This is a genomic window from Bacillus cereus group sp. MYBK108-1, assembly GCF_051917185.1.
GTDB classification, from domain to species: Bacteria; Bacillota; Bacilli; order Bacillales; family Bacillaceae_G; genus Bacillus_A; species Bacillus_A cereus.
This window is the reverse complement of sequence record NZ_JBQAHZ010000032.1, coordinates 1-20,669: the sequence shown is the minus strand read 5'-3', so window position 1 is coordinate 20,669 and position 20,669 is coordinate 1. Positions and strand designations below refer to the sequence as shown.

The following is a 20,669-nucleotide window of genomic DNA, read 5'->3' as shown; positions in this document are numbered from 1 at the left end:
AGTATCCCATATTGGGAACTATATTTTTCTAGATTTTTAAACATAAACCCCCAGATCAAACTAAATACCAAAATAGAACTCTTCTTGTCATTTAATATACAAATCTACGGAACACCGAATATCTGTAGACAGTATAAATACTAATATTCGTGATTTTTACCATGAATATATAGTACAGCACTTTAAAAACAAACGATTATTTCTGTTCATTATGAGCATTTCAGTAAAGAAAATAACCTCAGAATTAATTCAGAATAATATGAGATAAATCTACAGAATTAGTTGCGACAACATACTTAGGTTATTCTGAACTTATTCTTATCTTAAACTCATTGATAGCACTAGGTTCCGCGGAATATTTAGAAACTTAGATTTACCTTGAAGCTCTCCTGGTAAGGGTATCTTGATTCAGCTATGAATCAGATTCCGTTGCCAGGCAGATTTTCATAAAACTACGTAGGCGGGGCGGCGGCCATTCCCATTCCTCGCATATCGTCCTCCTTCAACATCGGCCCATCATTCGCCTTCCACTCATTCCTACACATCTATATATCCACCTATATCACAACTCTACGCCCTGTCTAGCCACGCCCATATGTCTCCGCATATCCCCGCAATGTCCTGGCCCTGGAATCCCACAAGCCCCAAAGAAAACACCGCGAGCTAGAATCCCCTATTGCTTGTTTGTATGGTTCTCGTATATAATTGCGGTACACAATTTTTAGGACAAAGGAGTATATAAACATGACTTGGGAACTTTCCGTTGATGTTTTCCTTGCTGATCTGTTAAAACATGGCCGTAAATCTTCCACCATTAAACAATACCGCTACGATCTCACCCTTTTCACATCATGGATTCAGAAATACGTCAAATTACCTCCAGAATCGTTTTTTCATTCTTTTGATGCAAATGTATTAGAAAGATACTTAAAAGCTCTTAAAAAGGAACGTGGAGCGTCAATTTCTAATATCAAGCGTGTACGAGGTATTCTGATTAACTTTTTGCAATTTCATGGCGCGGCCCAGGATTTAAAAAGTGATGTCTCCCCTCCTGGACTAACTTCTAAACACTTTGCATCGGATCAAGAAATAAAAAAACTATTCCGCGTCATGCGTAGTTATAACGGATTAACCGACTACCAAGCAACAGGAAGAAAATTTATTCTAGAACGTAATCTTTTATTGATTCATTTCATGTTAGATTATGGGCTATCTATCCAGGACATTCTTACGCTTTCTATGCATGATGTACACTTTGGGACAAATACGATTACCCCAGGAGGGTTACACGCCCACAAACGATCTATTACCCTTTCAAAAGAGCATGTGAAACTTGCCTTATCGTATTACAACAAGATTCCTAATCTTGTTAGACCGCGCCAACAAACGGGTGACCCCTTCTTTGTGGCGTTTGATTTCGGCCCGCAAACATTCCGCTGGGACTATGAAAACGATCAACCCGCCGCTTTAACTCGAATCGCTGTACAACGCATGTTACAGAAAGAAGCGAAACGCGCTGAAATCCATATAACGCCTACCATGCTACGGAACCGTTTTATACTAAATGCGCTACAGAATGGCATGAAACCCATTGAAATTAAAGCGTATTTGGGATTGAAAAGCGTTGAGGCCCTACATAGATACGTTCAATTTAGTAATAAAATGAAACTTTAAACAGTGGGAGACTCCATTCCCGCTGTTTATTAATTAATTGAAACAATCTTTCACATATATTATTTCTGTCTGATTTAAATTTTCTTATTTTTCAAAAATGTTATATTCTTATTTGTTAAGGAGGTGATTAAAATAATCCTTATTCTTACAGCAAAAACCAAATTATTGCCAACAAATGAACAAGCATCGTTGTTACAAGATACTTTACATGCAAACCGAAAAGCATTAAATCATGCATCAAAAATGGCATATAATAGCGATTTGCCACCTCACTTTAAACCCTTACAAAAGTTAGTGTACGCAGACCTACGAGAACAGTTTGGTTTGAAATCCCAAATGGCTTGTAATGTATGTAGAATTGTTGCGGGAAGCTACGCCGCTTTAGAAAAACAAGGTAAGAGTACATTGATAGAATATAAACGACCTAATCAGCAATATTCATATGGACATGATTATGCATTTTCAAAAAAGGGGTTAGTGAGTGTTGGTACATTGCAAGGCCGCGTTAAAGTTCCATTTATTACAAAAGGCCTAGAACACTACTTTGATGGCTCTTGGAAATTCGGATCGGCTAAACTTGTATACAAAAAAGGAAAATTCTTTTTGCATTTTGCAGTAAAAAAAAGATTCGACTCTGATTCCACGATAAAAAATATCGTAGGTGTTGATTTTGGTATGCGTTTTTTAGCTACCGCTATTGACAGTAACGATAAACACTTGTTTAAAAGTGGGAAACTAATAAAAGAAACCACAGCAAAGTACGTCCGTTTACGAAAAGGATTGCAAGCCTGCGGCACAAAATCTGCAAAACGAAAACTCCAAAAAGTAAGTGGAAAAGAAAACCGTTTCATGACAAATACAAATCATGTATTGTCCAAGGCACTTATCCAGTTTGCAGGAGAACATTCGTTGATTGCGATTGAAGATTTAACAGGCATAAATCTAAAAACATCTATCTGGAAACGTAACAAATACTATCGACTATCATGGTCTTTTTACCAACTACGACAAATGCTTGAGTATAAAGGAGTTATGAACAATATAAAAGTCATTGCATTTAACCCTGCATATACAAGTCAAAAGTGTCCAAAGTGTGGAAATATAAACAAAAATAATCGTAATAAGAAAGCACATATATTTTGTTGCACAATATGTCAATACCAATCCAATGACGATAGGATTGGAGCAATAAACCTACGACAAATGGGAATAGAGTACCATCATAAAATGACACAAGAAGCATGACTTCTTGTGTTGGGCAGTTGTCAGCCTGCCTATAGTAAACCTACGTTTGAGGTTAGAGGTCACCTAGACCGTTTGCATAACGTGTAGTAGAGTTACAAACTATTCCACAGCTCCATAAGATGGCAAGTTGGAGGGTTACTGATAGCGTTATAAACTATTCCACAGCCTCATAAGATGGCAAGTTGGAGGGTTGCTGATAGCGTTATAAACTATTCCACAGCCTTATAAGATGGCAAGTTGGAGGGTTGCTGATAGCGTCACTACCGTCGAAAATCAATAAAAGTCAATACAAATGAATACAAGTAAATACTAATCAATACGAAATACACTTGTATTTTTATGATTTTTATGGGTTTTTGCTGATATTTTTGTATTGACTTGTATTAAAATGTGTTTATTTGTGTGTAATTGTATTGACTTTTCAAAGTGGTTTAGCATATAATGGAATTAAGTTAATCGATAAAAATAATCTTTAGGAGGTTTTTATATATGGCAATTCTTAAAGCTGGTGCGGATGCGGGAAACAGTGGTTTAAAGTTAAATGTATTAGGTCTTGATCCTTTATTTATACCAAGTATTTATTCACATCACATTGGAGAAGCAACAAACATTTTGAGTGATGAGGATATTTCTGTTGAAGAATTAGAAAACAACATTGATGTTACAATTTCATCACCTACCTTAAAAGCAAACAATCTGCGTTACATTATTGGTCAAAAAGTGATTGATGAAAACATTAAAGGTATTGAAATGGAAAAGAAATCGGATAAATCGAAAGATGATCTTGTGCTACTTGTTACATTAGCTGGTTTAGCAATTACAGCTATGAAAAAACAACCAAATAAAGATAAAATTGATGTTACTTATGATCTTTCTGTTGCATTACCTGTCGCAACAATTACGCCTCAAACAGCACAAGAATTTGTAGAGCGTTATATGAATCATCATACGGTAAAATTCCATCACCCAAGCGGACGTGAAGTAGTAGTTAATATCCAAATTGAATTTTGCAAGTGTTTACCAGAAGGTGCGGCGGGTTCATGGGGAATCGTTTATGATGAAAAAGGTAAAACCATCAAAAGAAAAGTAGAAGCTACAGAAGGCAAAACTACAGAAATAGACTTTGTTGACAAAACAATATTATCTTTCGATATTGGCGCTGGTACGACAGAAGAAGTTGTTTCTCATGGTGTTAGTTTTAAACATAAAATGAGTCGTGGTTTACCATATGGAGTGAAAGAAACTTTACTTGATATTATCAAGGTTTGGAACTTAAACAATAAACAAAAGACAATAGACAGTATTGCTGAATTTAATGCAATTTATCTTGATTCTGAACATCCTCGTCATATTCGTTTAAAAGAGGCATCACGTGGCGCGTTATTGGGTTTAGCAAATCGAATTGCAACTGATATTATTAATAAAATTGATGATATGAAAGATGATCCGTATGTATTCATTTATGGTGGCGGTGCCGCAATCGTAAAAGAAAGCCTACAGCAAATTTTAGAGCAAAAAGGACGTTTAACAAATGTTATTTTCTTAAAAGACCCCCTTTTCGTAAATGCACGCGGATTACTTGTGTACACATGCTCTCCAAGATTTGAAGAATTAAAAGAAAAAGCGCTTGCTCCTGTCGGTGAAAAATAATGGCTCGTAAAATATACAAAGCTGGTGATAGAGCAAATGTCTATATTAAGAAAGACATTTCACCAGACATGATCGATTTTATTAACAAACAAAGTGATCTTACAATGTTCTTTTTGTATGCGGCACAACAACTTCATAAACAAATTGGTAATGTAGATGTAGCGGAAATTTTACCACGTAAATATACATTTGCACTGGATAACGAAATACAACCTTTACCAATCGAACATGATGAAGGTTCCAAAACTGTTCATACACCTGTTTTGGATCAAACTCATATCGAAACAAGTCAAGAAATAACGAATCCTGGGGAATCCAATGATGAAGAAGAAAATACATCGTGGAATAAACTGAATGATTTAGAAGATGATCCATATGCATAATCCTAATAAAAAAGAGTTGTTCTTTTATAAGAGCAACTCTTTTTCTTTTAATTTATAATAAAAGTATCAAAGAAAAGGGAGAGAAATTCATGGCTTATAATCTCGTTACAGACAAACTTTATAGTGTTGACTTTGAAGAATTAGAAATTATGTTTAAAAGAAATAATTTACTGAATTTTCAGCATCAAGATGAATGGCTTAATAGTTGGTTAGAAATATTAAAAAAAGCGGATCAAGACACAAATATCCAAATCGAAAATAAAAATAAACACAACCTCTCTTTTGAAGGGTTTGAAATTTTCCAAAAAAAAATAATTCTTCCTTCATTTACATTTTATTTGAATTTTGTAATCACAGGTGCCCGCCTTTTCATAAAAAAAACAAACCCAAGAATCCAAAAAATCTCATTGGATAGTATACAGAATAAGTCATTTCCCTTAGATTGGACCCCTACTGACAACTGGAAGGGTTCTGTAAATAACCAAAAACCGATTATATGCACACAGTTTCCATTCGGCATGAATGAATACCTATTAATTGATGGAAACCATCGATTAACAGCGAAAATAAATACACGACAAAAATCTGTAAAATCGTATATTATTAGTGCACAAGAAATCTTTGATCATAATATATTACCAATGTCAATTGATAAAACTATGTATCTATTTATCATGGAAACCTCAAACTTTTCGAAAGCGTTATCAGAAAATAAATACACCCATCAACAAATTTTTGATTCTTCTTTAATACACTCAACATTTAAAGAAGTTTTAAATTAATAAAAAAGAGTTGTTCTTTCATAAGAGCAACTCTTTTTACTAGGAATATCTTTGTATTAATTTGAAAACCATGAAGATTATTAAAGAAAATACTTACAAAGACTTGATTAAACAAAGCTTACACTTCAAAATTGGAATTGAACGACCTTTGAGCGAGGGAGGATAAACATATGAATGATACCACATCACAAGAACGCGCTTACTGGACACATGAAGTATCTGAAAAACTACAAATATCTGATAGCACTTTAAAGCGCTGGGCGAATGAACTAGAAGTGAGCGGGTATAAATTCGCAAAAGGTGCAAATGACAGTCGCGCATTTACCGCTCAAGATATACAAGCATTAGAAAAGTATAGGTATTTGACCAAAAAACAAAAAGTAAAAAAAGAAGAGGCCGCAACAGCTGTTGTAGAAGAGTTTAAAGAAAAAATGAGCGATTGGGCGCCCCCCGCTCATCAAGAAAATGAACTAACTTTGAATAGCTCACAAGTCGCTCAAACTTTAGAAACTTTTATGAGACAACTTCAAGAACAAGAAAAAACAAATCAACAAATTCTCCAAGAATTACAGTCTGCTAACGAGTTAAATAAAACTCTGTTATTGCAATATGAACAATTGAAACGAGATTTTGATGAAATGCGTGAATCACAAAAACTTATAGCCTCCACCCAAGAGCAAAAACAAGGATTCTGGTCTAGGCTCTTTTCAAAAAATAAAGACGTATGATGAAAAACTACATCATGCGTCTTTATTTTTGTTCCACTACACAAATTATTTTTCTTCAAAACTAAATTCTAATTTACTGTTTGCAATTTAAATCTTTTTTTATATTTTCTTGCATGTAAATGTCAAAATGTTTTTGGAAGCCGCCTTGCAAAGATTTGTTGTATGATGCGTAAGTCAAATCTTTGCATTATATGTATACCAGATTACTAGTTAAAAATTAACAGAATCGTTCGTTGGATTGTTTCATAAAAATTCTACTTTCTCCCCATATTTAAAAAAATATTAAACTCTATAGAATAGATTCTAAAAAATCTGTCCAAACTTGTAACCAAATTATACAAGTTTAGGAGAGATGAAAAGTGTTTTTCAAAGATAATAAAACCATATTAAAAAAATGGCTGGATCGTCATGGAATAGAACAACAAAAAATCGCACGTACTGCTGGTATTTCTTTACCAACAATGACAAAAGCTTGTCGTGACAAAACGTATATTCCAACACCCCTTGTAATGAAAAAACTCTTGAAAGTTATTAGAAAAATAGACCCTTACGCACAACCACATGATTTTTGGAAAATGTAAATAGGCACAAGAACCATTGCTCTTGTGCCTTTACTTTATCCGTACTGTTTTTGTAAATCGATCCAGGATCGGCCATACATGCGAGAATGCCTTTTTGTTAGAAAGCTATTATCATATTTTGGTTTAACCGGTGGCGCCATTTTACAAATGAACGATGGTTGCATTTCTCCCCCAGCTCTTACACTGATAATCGCATGATGTGCTGGTATTTTATATGCTTGTTCTAGTGAAATTGTATCCTCAAATCGATACTTAGATAATTCAAATGTCTTTGTATGATCGTTCATAAATAGGAATTGCTGTACGCCGCCACCTTGTAAATTCTCTTGTAATGACGGTTTCAATTTGTTCCAATGGTGAAATGCATAGATGCTTCCTAGTCTCTCTTTTCTGCCCTCTGTACCCACTCTACCCATCAATTTAGTTAATCCTTCACTTTCATATTGCTCGGGTTCATTAAAAATGATAAACGCCCCATTTTCTTGCTCTTTTTTAGTCATTAATAGCCTGGTCATGAAGGTTTTTAGTGTGATCCAGTGAACCAGGGTTTTTACTGCATGTTCCCCCAATCCCCTAGCATTTGGAACCCTTAAAATAATAACTTTTCCTTCTTGCATCCATTTACCAAAATCAAGTTCTTTCAATGGGTCTTGTGCAAAGATATCATACAATCTTTCATTCCCAAAAAAGCGGTTTAATCTGGTTATGATGGGATCACACTTATTCCCTAATTGTTCATTATCTCCCCACTGTATCAGCTCATTCGCAAGACGCAAATTCCCTTCATTCACTAATTCTTGAATACGATTTACCCGAAAGTCCTCATCTTCTATAATACGTTTAATATTAAATAGACTTCCTTTACTTGCTTTGGCCGCATCCGTTAAATATTTTTCACTTCGGCTTAATCCTTCAATTTGCATGAAATCAATCATTTCATCCGCAAATCTTGAAGCACCGTTCCGCCCTAGCTTTGTAATTACTTCTGTTAAATCTAGAGGTGGGATATAATCACTGTCGTTTAAATCCAGATCAATAATGTTTTCTGGTGGTAATGCATCACGAATCCCGTCTGCCATACCCCGCCCACCTTCTTCTACAATTGCATCTGGTATGATAAAACTAATCTTATGTTTTGTATTTCCCTCAATAACAAAATTCTTAATTGCTGTATCTTTACCAGCCCCTTGTCCTCCTATAAAGACGTAACCTCTATAAAAATTATCTGGATTATCTGTTGGCATATAGATTGGTATTTTTTGATCTTTCAATTCCGAATGTCCCAAAAATATTCCTTTCTCATCCCGCATAATCGCTGGTATCTCAATTTCAACTTTCTTTTTTACACTCAATGCATCTGCATATTTTCGTTGCAACTCTTTTACAGGCATTTGCAAAGCTAATTTGCTCATTTCATCGGTACTCATCAAATTTACATTCGGATCAAACTTTGTCTTGCTTGATAGTTCGAATGTATTTAATTCCTGTAATATTTCTGTTTGGCGTTTTCTCATTCTTATTTTTACGCCATGTAGTTCATTCGTTTCTGATAAATCCATCATAGAAAGTGCTAAGGTTTCCCCCATTGTCTCCCTGGTTAACCGATCATGAGAATGTGAGGCCACCCGTATACGCGTTTTAAAAACAGGCTGATTTCCTTTGTCATAACTCACACGATTTGTTCCAACTTCATCAGCGGTTGTATGCGCCTTTTTAATGATGTGCTCTTTGCTAAATTTTTTATCTGATTTAAAAAAAGCGTTCGAGAACGCCTGGAATGTATCAGTTAATAAATCATTTATTTCATTAATAACAGCCGCAACACCAATTTTAGCCCCTGTTACAAGTCGTTTGCCGCTCATATTAACCCTTTGGGGTGGTTTCCCCTTCTTTAACTTTTCAATGGCCCAGGAAGCGTTTTTCACCCATTTCTGACGGTTTTCCGCTTCATTACAGATACTCAATCGGCAAATGTCTCCATCATAACTTAGTTCATCAATAACACTTAAAATATTACCAATAGGTGTTTTTGTATCGTTGCTATTTGTATTTAAGGAAAAGATGTCATGTTTCAAATATCGCATTTCTTGTACGATTGTATTTTCATTAGAAATTTGCAAATCTGATATTTCGGCTTCCTTAATTGTCACACTCATTTTGTTCTCTAGTTTTCTTTTGAGCTTTAATGCTTGGTATTCGCTAGTTGCTACATAAAATTCAATTTTCTTCTGGCCCTTTTCCTGTTTGAAAACAACATCAAACCAGAAATAGTCCTTTTCACGATAATGAAATGTAATCCCTTTTCTTTCTATACGACTTCCCATACTTTCGTACATTTCATACATCTTATGGATCGCCCGCCATAAACGCTTTATATTATTAGATACATCCGCATGAGGAATAATCCGATATACAACCATTTTGTTTTTTTCTACTTGTAAAAATTGTTTTAAAGAATATATCTCTTTTCTTTTAAACCAGGATTTTTTTATTTTCTTAGGTTCATATAATACTGGCAAATATTCATTTTGTGCCAAAACAGGAAGGTTTGTATTTTCTTTATCGCATATAATAAAGCCTTCTCCCTGTATCATTTTTAGGCCCCTCCTAATATACATATTGCTAAGATAAGTCCGCCTGCAAAATAGGCAAGCGGCTTCATCATTCCACCTTTGTTTGTCATTGAACCTATCATGATAAATCCAGCTGTCACCAATGCACCATATCCCATAATATCGGGCAAATTTAGAATAAACCAATGACCTAATTCGCTTACTATATCAACCATAAATTCACCAACTGGCTTGAAAATCCATTCCATTTCCTTCCCTACAATAGCATCACTAAAATTATTTAATTGATCTAAAAAAGAACCCTCTTTTGCCTTTTCTCCAATATACCCAGCTGTATTAGCCGCAATCATTTTTCCATCTTCTAAAATGTATTTCACAAGGACCCCTCCTTTTAAATTCCCTTTAAAAAGTCTCTTATGTCAACCGCATGTCTAGCCAAGATATATCCACAACATGCACCAATTAAAATTTCTATTGCCTTTGTACGGTGACCCAATGCCCAGGCCGCGCCCGAAAAGATAATAACTAAAACTACGCCCGCATCAAACCCGTTCATAATGGCACTATGAACATTGCCAAACGTCCCGTTAACTCCCGCCGCAAATGTTACCTTTGGAAGTATTAATATTAATGAACTCCCTGTAGCGGTAAAAACCTTTTTAAGTACGTTCTTACTATGTGTTTCTTTATGTGCTTTCTTTTTATAACTTTGATCCATAAAAGAGCGAAAAGAAATCGTTTCTGTCTTAGTCATGATGCAACACCCCTCGTATAAATTTAAAAGAACTACACATACTACTTATAAATGAAAAGTAGGAGGTCTAACGATATGCATGTTGCAATTGCTGTCGCTGTAGGCGCGATTATTGGATCACTTGTTAATGTTTTTGTTGGGTAAAAATACAGGCAGTGAGCTTTTTGAAGGCTCCTGTCTTTTTGTTTGCGCCTTAATTTGTTCAATACGTGCCGCGGCACTTAATTTCTTCTTTCCTGTTACACTCTGTTCGTCTTGTCGAATTGGTGAAGGTACTTGTTTTCTATCCTCTTCGCATGTTATTTTTTTATGTTTATCGGGTATATCGTTCCAGATCAATTTCTTTACATAACCCGAAAAATTTTTACGCTTTACATGTTGTAACATGATCCGATCCTTTTCATTCTTCTTATTGAATGCTACAGGTTTACTAAACTTTGATCTTTCCATTCTGTTCACCCTCCCCGATGTGACCGATAATATCGGTATTACTAAAACGTATTCCTTTCTGTTTGTACGTTATTCACCTTTTTATACAAAAAAATTCTCTACTTTTTTTTAAAATCGATATGAGCGGTAATATCACTTTTCCCATAAAAAAATGACCCTTTTAAGCCACATTTTTAATCATTAGCTATCAGCGTGCTTTACGCTATTAGCTATATGCCGACAGTATGAAACTTGTGCAAGTACAACACGAAAAAGAAGCGTCTTCTCAAAAATTCCGAAATATAAGAATTTTAAAATCGTATCAAAGTATAAAATGTTATAATTATACTGTTCCTTTTGCATCCATGAGAAGGATTTTAAAACCGTAAGACACTTAGAGAGGGGAAACAACTATGTCACTTTTACAGCAACATTTTGAAGAAAGAAGAGAATACATTTTCAATCGTCTTAAACAACCAGAATACATAGAAAGAAGCATAGAAAAAGTTCGACAAGCTCAAAAAGAGATCAAAAATACAGTGCGAACGATTAAAGATTTGTTACTCTTAGACAAAACAACTGATCCTTGTTTACCAGAGGTTGCTCAATTTTCTCTTCAACACATTACAAATTCAGAGTCATTTGAGAATGTCAAAAACCTGGTTCCATCCTCTATAAAAAAGTTAAGTGAAGAAGAACGCGCAAAAGTATTAGATGAAACATTAAGCGTAGCAAACCAAGTCATGAATTTAGAGCGTACTGTTTTTATCATGATGTTTAATGCAAAAGAAAAAATCCTCATGGATTCTTATAAGAAGAAGCGTAGATCACAAACAGAGCTTCATTATGATGTTGCTGACAAAGAAGGATTTGACAAAGCGTTTTATGAAGAGCGTATTGATTCATTACGAAATGACATTCGTGTAATATCTTTCAAAAAGCTATGTGAGAATGAACCCGCACCAGAGGACTTAGAACTATTCAAACAACGTTATGAAACAATTGTTTTACCAAAGATTCAAGAGATTGTTTCCTTAATTGAACCAAGTTTAGTAGATATAGACGTATTTTTAAATCCTGTTATCCAATATGGTGTAGGAGAAATCACCTTAGATGAAATGATTCAAAAACTACACAAAAATCTTTCTTTATTTCATGAATTATCAAAAGTTGAATATTGTCCAACAGTTGAACTAACAGTAAAAGAATATGTATTCTTAGAAGCTATGAACAGTTCAAAAAAAGGAGAGGAGTTGCAACCATCTAAATGATGCATACACAAGAAAAATTTTATGAGAAGTTAATAGAAGAGAAGAAAGAAGTAACGATTTTTCTAATAAATGGTGTCAGAGTACCTGGAAAAATTATCGCTGTTGATAAATTTTCGGTACTAGTTTTAAGCAATGGAAAGCAACAGTTCCTTTATAAACAAGCAATTTCGACTGTTTCTTTATAAAACACAACTAATATAAAAATCTTGAAATTATAACATTTTTATCCTTTCACGAATGTATCTCACTTCAAAAAATTCCATACATAATGTACTCTTAGATATAAGAGTTAGTTTTTTCCTTTAGGGCAAGGCTGGTTTCAGCCTTGTTTTTTGTTTACATATTTTTGGATACAATTTTCTTCAGATTCTATGTATAAAGGAATTTAAAGTTAAATTTAAAAAGATTTCATTAAAATAAGGTATAATGGAGATTTTAATTATTTAATGGAGGCAAAATTATGGAACGAGTCGATGTAGTATATGCGCTTATTTATGATGATACAAACAGTAAAATTCTTATGGTCGGAAACAAACGTGAAAATGGTAGTGAATGGAGCCTCCCAGGAGGAGCAAGAGAAAGTGGAGAAACATTGGAACAGGCAGTTATCCGTGAGACATTTGAAGAAACAGGGTTAACAGTTGAAATTAAAGATATATTTGCGATTAACGAAAAATTTTTCCCGCATGCACATGCTGTAATTTTCACCTTTGTAGCTAGAATAGTCGGAGGCGAAATATCTATTCAAGACAAAAATGAAATCACTGATATTAGTTGGATAAACATAAAGGAAGCGGAAGAAATTATGTTTTACTTTCCTAATGGCGTTCAAAATTTATTAGAAAAAGGACTAGTAGCTCCTTATTACTTCCAAACTAAGTAAAACAAAAAGAGCAATTACATACTTTAAAACATTTAGAAAGCTAATTCTATCTATATATTAAGAAAGAATTAGCTTTTTGGTATTTTTTTCTTAGCGTATTTTTTTCCGAATTGCTATATGTACTCCTAGTAGAAAAGTGTCTTTTTACTTATAATGGAATATATAACTTAATCAATTAATAAGGGGAATGTAGCATGGTACAAAGTATTAATCACATTTGTTTTTCAGTCTCAAATCTAGAGAAAGCCATTGAGTTTTATCAAAATATACTTCAAGCAAAATTATTAGTAAAAGGTAGAAAGTTAGCTTATTTTGATTTAAATGGTTTATGGATTGCTTTAAATGTCGAAGAAAGTATACCAAGAAATGAAATTCAGCACTCATATACACATATAGCTTTTACTGTAACAGACAATGCATTTGATTCTTTAAAAGAAATATTAATCCAAAATCATGCTAATATCTTACCTGGACGAGAGAGAGATGAACGAGATAAACGGTCTATTTATTTTACAGACCCAGATGGTCACAAGTTTGAGTTTCATACTGGTACTTTACAAGATCGTTTACAATATTATAAAGAAGATAAAAAGCATATGACTTTTTACAGATAAAAAAACTAGTAAAATACTAGCTTTTCGCTTTGGAGATAATATAAAGTTTTAGCTTGATAGCGATCTGTCTGTACCCCTTAAAGAAAAAGGTGGATATGAGATTACTACATGACATAATTGAAGATAAAAAAATGAGGATAAAAAAAGAATCCTTAATTCAATAAGGATTCATAACAGGAAGATAAGAGACAGATATAGAAATAAAAAGAATTAATTATATTATAATTCAAAAATATGAAAAGCCATATTGAGAAAAAAACATCGGATTGAATTTTCTGATTAATAACTTTAAAATAAAAACGAGTTGTAGTAATAAGCTGTCATTAAACCCCTTACGCTAAAAAGATAGGCTCTCTTGTTTTTTTTGCATGAGAGCCTATCTACATTCGGGAACTACCTCTCATTATTATAAAGAAATAATCCATATAAAACCAATAGGTTTTTTGATATTAAAGCGCTACATTTTTTATATTCTATGTTAAAATTAGTGATTGAGGGTACAATTTTTCAAGAGAAAAAGGCAAACAATATAAATACTTTCTGAAAGTGTTCAATTCAAGTTCAACAAAAAGCATTTGTTATTCTATAACAAATGCTTTTTGACAAATTACATTCTTTTTTATAACATAAAAAAGGAATTGAGTGTACCAGACTCAATTCCTTCGGTGAAGTCATTTGCCAACGAATACCTGGTGAAAGAATCCTTCTTTTATGATTGGATTCTTTTACTTTGTTTTGAGCATAAAACGTAATATTGTATATGCCATTTTTCTTGCTGAACATCCTCGTTTAATCGCTAATTGTTGTAAGAGCTTATGTTGAAATGGTGTTAATTCAAATTCGATAAAATGCTGAAAAGCATGAGACTGCTGAACAGGTACATCCTCCATATAAATATAGTCTAACCCTTCTGTTACTAACTCTAATGCGATTTGATCTAAGCTTTCATTATAAAGTGCTAATTCTTCCAACCTTTCATATAAATGTGGTTCTAAAGAAATCAATAATTTTTTATTTTCTTTTCGAAACTTCTGCTTTTGACCTTTCCAATACTGTTGCTCTTGCATAACTGCATGTAACATTTTAATTCCCCCTATTTATAATTTGAATTTGTATTTCACCCTTAAAATCAAAGCCCTATTTTTTGCTTCTTACAATATCAACAGCGGCTAAACAGGCGGCTATCCCAAGACGCTTTTCACTATATATTTTCTTGTTCACTGTTAGGTACCAGCACCCATTTTCTTTTATGCTCAATAGATCGTCATATTGCCTCCCTAATTTTTCTAGAATAAAAGTGGATTCCTCAACAGGATTGAAATATTCAATCGGCATTCTGATAAATGGCGTACGATTCTTACCCCAATATGTACCGCATGTTTCAAGCCCCAAAAACTCTTTTGCAATGACATAATCTAGCCTTTCTGTTGCAACAGATAAATCATGATATGGTATCCACCAATTCGAATCACTCATGGCCACAAACTCTTTTGCAATACTGTTGTATAAGATTTGACAGATACTAATACCTTCAAAGTCATCTTGTGTGACAACAAAATCGGACTGTCTTAATTTGTGCCCGTTTTTATCCGTTGTACCAATTTCAAATTCTTCACTTTTCAATAATTGAACTGTTTTCATCACATGAAATTCCCCCTTTATTTCCTAAATGAACATGCTAAAATATTTTTGAAGGCATCTTATTTCTTGTGCCCTTCACCAATACGATCACTCATCACACTTCCCCTTTCTGTTGCTTTATAGCAATGGAAAGGGATTCTTTTGTAAAGCGGCTTTTACTCTCTTGCATAGCATTTTGAAGCAATTTCAACTTTGTTTCTTTGCAAAGAACTCTCCATACAGATACACCGATTTTCATTTTCTTGCCTCCCTTTTATACTTCTTCTCCACACTCATGACAAACTGTTATAGATTCATCTGTTCCCTGGATTTCGATTGTTTGATTATCTCCATGCTTACAAGAATTCTCTTTGTCTTCTATCTGTTTTTTCATGTAAATTACAACTTCTTCAATGCAGTAATAACATAGTCTTCCTAACGCAAATCCTTCCGCGGCAATTTTCCCACACGCTCTACATTTGTAATCTTCCATGTGATTGCTCCTTTCTTTCTTAAAGGACTAATTCACTAAGCTCACAGCAATCAACGCACTAATTAAGATCAAACCAATAAATTGCATGGTACTCTTTAATGATTGAATCAATGTGTTATCTCCTTTCTAGAAGGATTGTTTTGAAAATAGGCATTTTTCTGGCTTTCCTCTAAAATCCATATAAGATACCCGAAAATAAGTAAGTGAAAAGCATCATAAAAATGGAGGTTGCAAAGAAACCATAAAACCAAATCTGATCGGAAACATTTTCTTCAATACCAAAATAACGATTTAACTTTTTGTAATTTTCTGAAATAGATAAGTAAAATTTTTTGAGGAATTTAAATTTAAGGTGAGGTTGTGTTAAAATAGGCTCACCAGACGTAATTTTAATAAGGATTTGTTTCATAGCCATTCTTCCTTTCTTAAATTATGTTGGCCCATAAGAGGAAGGTGTTTTTCCAGGCTGGCAGGCGCGGAAACATCTTTCTCTTTTGTTTTTTTACTTTTTATTTTTAGGTTCACCAAACCATTCATGCATTGCATCAATCGATACAAGCCAAGACTTTTGATCCCGTTTATATATGCGGTTCGGATCACGCGGCGGTTCAAAATATTTAATCAAACCGCGTTCAATCATACTATCAATTTGTTCTTCTTTTGCTAAAGATGGTTTTACTTTGTTTTTTACTGTTTCATAGGGTATTCCCCATCTTATAGCCGCTTCTTGAAGAAACATATACTTATCAATTTCCTTCATTAACAAATCCCTTTCTAAATCTATAAATATTTTTCTATGAACCTCCTTTCAATTCAAATTTAACCTATATAGGTTAAAAGTTCAAGTGTTTTCCTATTTTTTCTTTCGGTTTTTTTCGACAAATAAAAAAGCCCTATCAAGATAGGACTTTTTTACCTTCCAATATTTCGTTTGGAATTTCTGTAATGAAATTTATAAAGTAATCTGGTTCTAATCCAGAAGTATCCCAGTCTATTTGCTCTCTTTCAACTGAATTTTGTTCATCTGGATAAACACGCCATATATTTTGTTTCACTTTTGAATTTATCCATAAATCATCGTAGTTACTCATTAAAGAATCAAATACAAAATGAACTTTTCGCTTTCGAAGGTCTTTTTTAGGAAAGACCCCATAATTCACTAATAGCACATATGGGACATATTTTAGTGTTAACCCCTTATAAGCCCATATATTTCTTTCATCTGCTTTATCAATCATTTCTTTAAACTCTTTTTTATATAAAAATGCTTCATTTCCTTTTTGATTACCTTTCATAATCTCTTTGCATTTTTGATAAATTGGCCATAAATTAGCAACTACTTCTCTTTTGATCCTCTTTGCATTTTCTTCATCTTTTTCTGTAGGGTGAAGATGTTCATACTTTTTACGTCCATCTTTTATAGTAGGACAATTAGAATGCTTGTAATGTGCGAAATGATCTTGTCTATTTGGTGTAGCGTCAGCTCTCACATATACAGCTGTATTGCATACTTCACATGATGCGTCTTGATCTGGATATTTTATTTTCCATTTAGACACGTGAATTTCTTCATTTGTTTCTGGATCAATAACATAATATCCCATGATACTTCCCCCTTGTTTATTATAATTACCTTTATTTTACCATTTATTTTTCTTTATTTTCAAAAAAATAAAGAGCTATGTATATACATGGCTCTTTATTAGTTAATCACAGCTGGAACTTCCAGCATCACTAGAAGAAGAATCACTACAATTACTTGATGAATTATCATGATGTGAGTGGAATGTGGATGTAGTTATAACAGGTGATATATAGTTCAAATTATCATCTGTATAAGTAGAAGATTTTGCGGATTTCTTACGTTGTTTACTCTTAAATGGTGGTGAATCATTATAATAAACTTCATCATATCGATTTTCAAACGCATCTTTTCGTAATTCTCTAAGTTGCATCTTTTTACTTTCCTGTCTTTCCTCAATCTGCTGAACCTTCTTTTCTAAAAAACGATATAAAAGTCTTATAAAGCGCCATACCAGGAATATAACTATACCGAAAATACAAGACAGTTTTATAATTGTCATAGCCCTGTCCCCCTTATTTCACAACAATCTTCACTTTTACACCGTCTGGTAATTTCTCCACTTTATTTCCAATGTACGAACCAGCACCACGATTATCAGCTGGTTTTATATGCCTAACACTTGCACCTTTTCCTCCCTCAAAACACATGGCCATGGGATATTCATCTCGATCATATCCCTTTTTCGTTGGAACATTTGCTAAAGATTGTTTTCTTCTTTCAGCGGCTCCATTCCGATCAATTGTACAAATATCTGTCTTTCCGTTTGCAATCGCATCTTTAATATGTGCCGCGGTTTCTGGATACTTATTTGACGGAAATTCTATAACTTGTGCAATATCTTGTGATCCACTTGTTTGTTTTGCAGGATTTGAGTTTTGAATTGCTGAACATCCTGTAAATAACAACCCTACCGTTAAAAAACTGCTTATAATCCCTTTGAATTTCATTGTACTCCCCCTTTTTATTCAACACCTGGCTTTTCATCACGTTTTCTTTGAGCTTCTACAAATTCCTAATTGTACCATTTGAAAATATGTTCAAAATAAAGAGTTTGTTCACCTTTATATGGAAATCATCTTTTTTTTATAAAAATCAAATCCCAAAATACGATAAGACCTAACAAAAAGCCTAACAAACTCCAAAAATTGAGTATCAAAACAACACATCTCCTTTCTATCGAATAATACTTTTACATTAATTGAGTATTAGTCAATCAATTTCATAGCACTGCGGTATTTTTCTGAATCAGTCACTTTAAAACACCGCGGTGTTTTATGAGTAAGTCATTTAAAATAAATTTCTACTGGTGCAACTGGCACTGGAAAACCAACCTCATTTACATTGATTATAGGTGTATCTAATCCATCAATTGGTTTAGCTATTTTTACACACCTTTCATATTTCTTTTAATTTTTACAACCCTAATAATTAATAAAATCTGTATTAATAATAAAATCCAGGGAACAGCATAACTAACAACTATAGACCAGCTAGGAAGAATAAGTGTTTTCTCAATCAAATAAACCATAAGTGTAGTGGCAATAATAGATATTGTAAAAAAAAGGATAGACGCATAGATTTTATTTAATTGTTCATTCAAACCTGTCAGTTCTTTATTCTTCATATATCTTTACCTCCCAAACAAAATTTAAATTGTAATACAATAACACTTTACTTAAATTTCACTAAGAGCAAAATCATACAATGCATCTACAACATTCTCTACAAGATGATAAGAAACATACTTCTCCAACGCTTTCATTAACATAGGCTTTTCATCTTTAAAATCAATCGCATAATCCATTAAGAAACTCCAATTCCAGGATGGAATTGCAATCAAACAACTATTTTTCATCTCATGTTCGCAAAAATATACCGTTGGTGATCCACATTCTTTTAATACTTCAAACTCGACACACTTCATCCGTACGCCCTCCATTCTTTATTACTTAGTTTACAAATACCGTCTTATAACTTTTCTCTTTCTGCCCTCCATGCTTATTCCCGCATTTCGGACAATAAGGACCATCATTTTTCTTTTTACAATCTCTTACGTCCCCTCGTGGCAACGGAAAAATAAATTGACACATCTCACAAGTGAATTTTTTCTTTGGTAAAGTATTTAGCAAAAAATTAATAACTACATCCACCACAAACAATATCCTCCTTTTCGTTCTTACAACGTAAAGTCTTCCATTGTCTTTCGAATCTCGTCAGCTTCTACACCTATATATTGTAACGTTTGCCCTTGTGTCGCATGACCAAATAATTTCATTAAATAGTAGACATCTTTCTTTCTCTGGTAATAGTGATATCCAAACGTTTTTCTCATACTATGTGTTCCCCATTGTTCCGAATCAATACCGCAAGCCTCGGCCGCCTTATGCAAGAAAGTATGTGCCATTTGTCTTGTAATTGGTTTATCTCCTTGACGACTTGGAAAAAGCCAATCAGAATCAGCACGATTACTTGTGTATTTCGCGATTTCTTGTTGTAAGACTGAATTGAAATACACTTCTACCGTTGTATCTGTTTTTTCCATTTTAATTTTCATGACATCTTTTCCACGAACATCTTTTACACGTAATCGTAAAATGTCACTGATACGTAAACCTGTATTAATTCCAAAGTAAAATAAAAAGTAATTTCGATATGAGGAATTTTGTAGTAACCAATCTTTCATTTGTTCAATTTTTTCTAATGAACGAATCGGCTCTTTTGCTCCAGGTTTTCGTCCTCCTTTCGCCATAAAACACGACCTCCTAATACGATGCTGTTATCTATAATATGTAAAACTTACCTTAACTATAACTTTATTTTGTTAAACTGACAATCTTTTTCTTTTCATTTTATAGCGAAAAAAACCAGTAATACCATAGAAAAACGCATGATATCACTGGTTCTTATGAGTTTAACATTTTGTATCTTTTGTAAAACTCATTTGTCGCAAGCAATAAATTCATAAACCTTTTCTATTTTAATGAAAAGTATTCAAATTCAAGATTTATTGTTCGAAGTGCTATATTATTATAGAGGGCTTAAAAAGAAAGCATTCAAATGCATTGTAACCAATAATATTTGTGGTTTTCTGAATTTTCCTTATGTTCTGTTATATTAAGAGTAGATACCTTAGAAAGGAGCCAACCCCTATGAGCTTGGCAAACAGCATACTTCCTTCAATACATACAATGGAGGAGGCAACACAACGTTTTAATTCATTCCAATTAAGAAAGGAGCCACAATCTATGGGCTTAGCAAAAGGAATATTTCCTTCGATACCTACAATGGAGGAAGCAACACAACGTTTTAATTCATTCCAATCAAGAAAGGAGCCACAATCTGTGGGCTTAGCAAAAGGAATACTTCCTTCGATACCTACAATGGAGGAAGCGACACAACGTTTT

29 protein-coding genes are annotated in these 20,669 nt (G+C 33.5%); 12 read left to right on the top strand and 17 right to left on the bottom strand.

Annotated features, from left to right (window positions below):
• Positions 1–744 precede the first annotated feature (744 nt).
• The 7 genes from ACTFSL_RS27510 to ACTFSL_RS27480 all read left to right on the top strand — a co-directional run bounded on the left by ACTFSL_RS27510 (position 745) and on the right by ACTFSL_RS27480 (position 7,043).
• On the top strand, positions 745–1,674 hold the full coding sequence (locus ACTFSL_RS27510; RefSeq protein ID WP_440042730.1) for a tyrosine-type recombinase/integrase: 930 nt from the start codon (positions 745–747) through the stop codon (positions 1,672–1,674).
• A 123-nt stretch (positions 1,675–1,797) separates the two neighbouring features.
• The gene (locus ACTFSL_RS27505; protein ID WP_062821406.1) at positions 1,798–2,919 is read left to right on the top strand and encodes an RNA-guided endonuclease TnpB family protein; all 1,122 of its coding nucleotides are present in this window, start codon (positions 1,798–1,800) and stop codon (positions 2,917–2,919) included.
• Between the two features lie 489 nt (positions 2,920–3,408).
• Positions 3,409–4,569, top strand: coding sequence for a ParM/StbA family protein (locus ACTFSL_RS27500; RefSeq protein WP_000996174.1), 1,161 nt, complete (start codon positions 3,409–3,411; stop codon positions 4,567–4,569).
• The gene (locus ACTFSL_RS27495; RefSeq protein ID WP_440042728.1) at positions 4,569–4,952 is read left to right on the top strand and encodes a hypothetical protein; all 384 of its coding nucleotides are present in this window, start codon (positions 4,569–4,571) and stop codon (positions 4,950–4,952) included. The genes ACTFSL_RS27500 and ACTFSL_RS27495 overlap by 1 nt, the downstream gene beginning before the upstream one ends.
• Before the next feature lie 89 nt (positions 4,953–5,041).
• A complete protein-coding gene (locus ACTFSL_RS27490) occupies positions 5,042–5,734 on the top strand; it encodes a hypothetical protein (protein ID WP_440042726.1) in 693 nt (230 codons plus the stop codon).
• Between the two features lie 170 nt (positions 5,735–5,904).
• Positions 5,905–6,462 (top strand): MerR family transcriptional regulator, encoded by a 558-nt coding sequence (locus tag ACTFSL_RS27485; protein ID WP_440042724.1) that lies wholly within the window; start codon positions 5,905–5,907, stop codon positions 6,460–6,462.
• A 359-nt stretch (positions 6,463–6,821) separates the two neighbouring features.
• The gene (locus ACTFSL_RS27480; protein ID WP_000465160.1) at positions 6,822–7,043 is read left to right on the top strand and encodes a helix-turn-helix domain-containing protein; all 222 of its coding nucleotides are present in this window, start codon (positions 6,822–6,824) and stop codon (positions 7,041–7,043) included.
• A gap of 35 nt (positions 7,044–7,078) precedes the next feature.
• Here ACTFSL_RS27480 and ACTFSL_RS27475 read toward each other — a convergent pair whose 3' ends face one another.
• The 4 genes from ACTFSL_RS27475 to ACTFSL_RS27460 all read right to left on the bottom strand — a co-directional run bounded on the left by ACTFSL_RS27475 (position 7,079) and on the right by ACTFSL_RS27460 (position 10,820).
• A complete protein-coding gene (locus ACTFSL_RS27475) occupies positions 7,079–9,637 on the bottom strand; it encodes an ATP-binding protein (RefSeq protein WP_440042722.1) in 2,559 nt (852 codons plus the stop codon).
• A 2-nt stretch (positions 9,638–9,639) separates the two neighbouring features.
• The gene (locus ACTFSL_RS27470; protein ID WP_440042720.1) at positions 9,640–9,993 is read right to left on the bottom strand and encodes a hypothetical protein; all 354 of its coding nucleotides are present in this window, start codon (positions 9,991–9,993) and stop codon (positions 9,640–9,642) included.
• Between the two features lie 14 nt (positions 9,994–10,007).
• Positions 10,008–10,370, bottom strand: coding sequence for a glycosyltransferase (locus ACTFSL_RS27465; RefSeq protein ID WP_440042718.1), 363 nt, complete (start codon positions 10,368–10,370; stop codon positions 10,008–10,010).
• 117 nt (positions 10,371–10,487) lie between these two features.
• A complete protein-coding gene (locus ACTFSL_RS27460; protein WP_061655298.1) occupies positions 10,488–10,820 on the bottom strand; it encodes a hypothetical protein in 333 nt (110 codons plus the stop codon).
• Positions 10,821–11,212: 392 nt separating this feature from the next.
• Here ACTFSL_RS27460 and ACTFSL_RS27455 point away from each other — a divergent pair, with 392 nt between their 5' ends.
• The 4 genes from ACTFSL_RS27455 (at position 11,213) to fosB (ending at position 13,567) form a co-directional block, all read left to right on the top strand.
• Entirely contained in the window at positions 11,213–12,070 is an 858-nt protein-coding gene (locus ACTFSL_RS27455) for a hypothetical protein (protein WP_000055175.1), read from the top strand.
• On the top strand, positions 12,070–12,255 hold the full coding sequence (gene hfq, locus ACTFSL_RS27450) for an RNA chaperone Hfq (protein WP_086404307.1): 186 nt from the start codon (positions 12,070–12,072) through the stop codon (positions 12,253–12,255). The genes ACTFSL_RS27455 and hfq overlap by 1 nt, the downstream gene beginning before the upstream one ends.
• A gap of 275 nt (positions 12,256–12,530) precedes the next feature.
• A complete protein-coding gene (locus ACTFSL_RS27445; protein ID WP_063263889.1) occupies positions 12,531–12,953 on the top strand; it encodes an NUDIX hydrolase in 423 nt (140 codons plus the stop codon).
• A gap of 194 nt (positions 12,954–13,147) precedes the next feature.
• Positions 13,148–13,567 (top strand): FosB family fosfomycin resistance bacillithiol transferase, encoded by a 420-nt coding sequence (fosB, locus tag ACTFSL_RS27440; RefSeq protein WP_440042715.1) that lies wholly within the window; start codon positions 13,148–13,150, stop codon positions 13,565–13,567.
• Positions 13,568–14,292: 725 nt separating this feature from the next.
• Here the strand turns inward: fosB and ACTFSL_RS27435 are convergent.
• The 13 genes from ACTFSL_RS27435 to ACTFSL_RS27375 form a co-directional block, all read right to left on the bottom strand.
• Positions 14,293–14,649, bottom strand: coding sequence for a hypothetical protein (locus ACTFSL_RS27435; protein ID WP_000902064.1), 357 nt, complete (start codon positions 14,647–14,649; stop codon positions 14,293–14,295).
• 55 nt (positions 14,650–14,704) lie between these two features.
• Positions 14,705–15,208 carry a hypothetical protein gene (locus ACTFSL_RS27430; protein WP_440042714.1) on the bottom strand — a complete coding sequence of 168 codons (504 nt, stop codon included), beginning with the start codon at positions 15,206–15,208 and terminating at the stop codon, positions 14,705–14,707.
• A gap of 94 nt (positions 15,209–15,302) precedes the next feature.
• Positions 15,303–15,446 (bottom strand): hypothetical protein, encoded by a 144-nt coding sequence (locus ACTFSL_RS27425; RefSeq protein ID WP_168388088.1) that lies wholly within the window; start codon positions 15,444–15,446, stop codon positions 15,303–15,305.
• A 15-nt stretch (positions 15,447–15,461) separates the two neighbouring features.
• On the bottom strand, positions 15,462–15,680 hold the full coding sequence (locus ACTFSL_RS27420; RefSeq protein WP_000390512.1) for a hypothetical protein: 219 nt from the start codon (positions 15,678–15,680) through the stop codon (positions 15,462–15,464).
• A gap of 169 nt (positions 15,681–15,849) precedes the next feature.
• The gene (locus tag ACTFSL_RS27415; RefSeq protein ID WP_440042711.1) at positions 15,850–16,089 is read right to left on the bottom strand and encodes a DUF3961 domain-containing protein; all 240 of its coding nucleotides are present in this window, start codon (positions 16,087–16,089) and stop codon (positions 15,850–15,852) included.
• 93 nt (positions 16,090–16,182) lie between these two features.
• Positions 16,183–16,440 (bottom strand): hypothetical protein, encoded by a 258-nt coding sequence (locus ACTFSL_RS27410; protein WP_000658304.1) that lies wholly within the window; start codon positions 16,438–16,440, stop codon positions 16,183–16,185.
• Positions 16,441–16,576: 136 nt separating this feature from the next.
• Positions 16,577–17,284, bottom strand: a complete 708-nt coding sequence (locus ACTFSL_RS27405; RefSeq protein ID WP_440042709.1) for a hypothetical protein — start codon at positions 17,282–17,284, stop codon at positions 16,577–16,579.
• 102 nt (positions 17,285–17,386) lie between these two features.
• A complete protein-coding gene (locus tag ACTFSL_RS27400) occupies positions 17,387–17,764 on the bottom strand; it encodes a hypothetical protein (RefSeq protein WP_440042708.1) in 378 nt (125 codons plus the stop codon).
• Positions 17,765–17,777: 13 nt separating this feature from the next.
• The gene (locus tag ACTFSL_RS27395) at positions 17,778–18,212 is read right to left on the bottom strand and encodes a NucA/NucB deoxyribonuclease domain-containing protein (RefSeq protein ID WP_440042706.1); all 435 of its coding nucleotides are present in this window, start codon (positions 18,210–18,212) and stop codon (positions 17,778–17,780) included.
• Positions 18,213–18,649: 437 nt separating this feature from the next.
• Positions 18,650–18,889 (bottom strand): hypothetical protein, encoded by a 240-nt coding sequence (locus ACTFSL_RS27390; RefSeq protein ID WP_440042704.1) that lies wholly within the window; start codon positions 18,887–18,889, stop codon positions 18,650–18,652.
• Between the two features lie 51 nt (positions 18,890–18,940).
• The gene (locus tag ACTFSL_RS27385) at positions 18,941–19,189 is read right to left on the bottom strand and encodes a YueH family protein (protein ID WP_440042702.1); all 249 of its coding nucleotides are present in this window, start codon (positions 19,187–19,189) and stop codon (positions 18,941–18,943) included.
• A 25-nt stretch (positions 19,190–19,214) separates the two neighbouring features.
• Positions 19,215–19,418 carry a hypothetical protein gene (locus tag ACTFSL_RS27380; protein ID WP_440042701.1) on the bottom strand — a complete coding sequence of 68 codons (204 nt, stop codon included), beginning with the start codon at positions 19,416–19,418 and terminating at the stop codon, positions 19,215–19,217.
• 23 nt (positions 19,419–19,441) lie between these two features.
• Positions 19,442–20,014, bottom strand: a complete 573-nt coding sequence (locus tag ACTFSL_RS27375; RefSeq protein WP_001051787.1) for a tyrosine-type recombinase/integrase — start codon at positions 20,012–20,014, stop codon at positions 19,442–19,444.
• 400 nt (positions 20,015–20,414) lie between these two features.
• Between ACTFSL_RS27375 and ACTFSL_RS27370 the strand changes: the two genes are divergently transcribed.
• Positions 20,415–20,669 (top strand): hypothetical protein (locus tag ACTFSL_RS27370; protein WP_440042700.1); only part of this gene is annotated, 255 nt, incomplete at its 3' end.